The organism is Ruegeria sp. YKSD179, assembly GCF_059612885.1.
In genome coordinates this window covers 1-1,182 of sequence record NZ_JBXWRL010000130.1, presented here as the reverse complement: position 1 = coordinate 1,182, position 1,182 = coordinate 1, and the positions used below count along the sequence as shown (strand labels likewise).

Sequence of the window (1,182 nt, the reverse complement as noted above, 5' to 3'; positions counted from 1 at the left end):
GGGCGATGATCTCACCGCCGCAGCCGATAACGACCTCGCCGACATAGCCACGGACCAGGACCTCGCGGTGAGCGTAGGCGACCGGCACCGAGTAGTCGTTGCAGCGATAGCGCACCATCGAGATCGACGTGGCCCGGGTGCTGACCTTCTCGCAGGCATCGTAGGGAACCGCCGGCAATGTCAGCAGGGCGTCGAGGTCCCGCATGAGCCGCTCGCCGATCGTCTCGGTGTGACCACGAAGGACCTCGTCCTGGCGCTTGAGGCACTGTTCCTCAAGCCAGGCGTTCAGGGCTTCGAAGCTCTCGAAGCGGGGCACAGGCACCAGGAAGTTCCGCCGGCCGAAGCCAATCACCCCCTCGACATGGCCCTTGTCGTTGCCCTTGCCCGGACGGCCGAACCGGTCTTCGAACAGGTAATGTGACTGCAGTTCCGAGAACACCCGGGTGCGCTTGCGGGTGCCGTCGCCGAGGATCTTCGCCACCGCAATCGTCGTGTTGTCGTACAGGACGGAACGTGGCACGCCGCCGAAGAAGGCGACCGCCGAGACGTGGCCGTCGCAGAACGCCTCGGTTGTCTCGGCCGGATAGGTCTTGATGAACTGCGCATCCGAGTGCGGCAACGCCATCGCGAAATAGTGCAGCTTGCGCCTTACCCCGCCGATCACGCCGACCGCTTCGCCAAAATCGACCTGCGCATGCCCCGGCGGGTGCACCAGCGGCACGAACACCTCGCGCGACCGCCGTTTCTTCTCTCGGACATAGTCAGTGACGATGGTGATGCCGCCGGCAAACCCGTGCTCGTCCCGGAGCCGCTCGAATATCCGCTTGGCAGTATGCCTTTGCTTCTTCAGCTGGCTCTTATCATCCTCCAGGATCCGGTCGATGATCGGTATGAACGGATCGAGCTTCGGTCGAACCGGCGGCTTCGAACGCCGATACCCGGGCGGCACGGAATGCTCGAGGATCTTCGCAACCGTCTTGCGATCGATCCCGAAAACACGCGACGCCTCGCTCTTGCTCATCCCGTCGACATGGCACGCCCGGCGCACCCGTCCGTATAGGTCCACAGCATACATCTCCTCGCCTTCAGCTCGTTGCCTCGGGCGCAAGATGCGGAATTTTACTCCGCGACAGTCAGATTATCCGACCGATTCTGCTGTCCAGTTTCTCTCCGGGATTCTCA

The 1,182-nt window shown here is 62.9% G+C and carries 1 protein-coding gene; it reads right to left on the bottom strand.

Features of this window, described 5'->3' with window-relative positions; all coding sequences use genetic code 11:
• Window positions 1-1,075: IS21 family transposase (gene istA / locus AC2FNE_RS24670; RefSeq protein ID WP_496806574.1), on the bottom strand; the 1,075-nt coding region annotated here is incomplete at its 3' end.
• Between the last annotated feature and the right edge of the window lie 107 nt (window positions 1,076-1,182).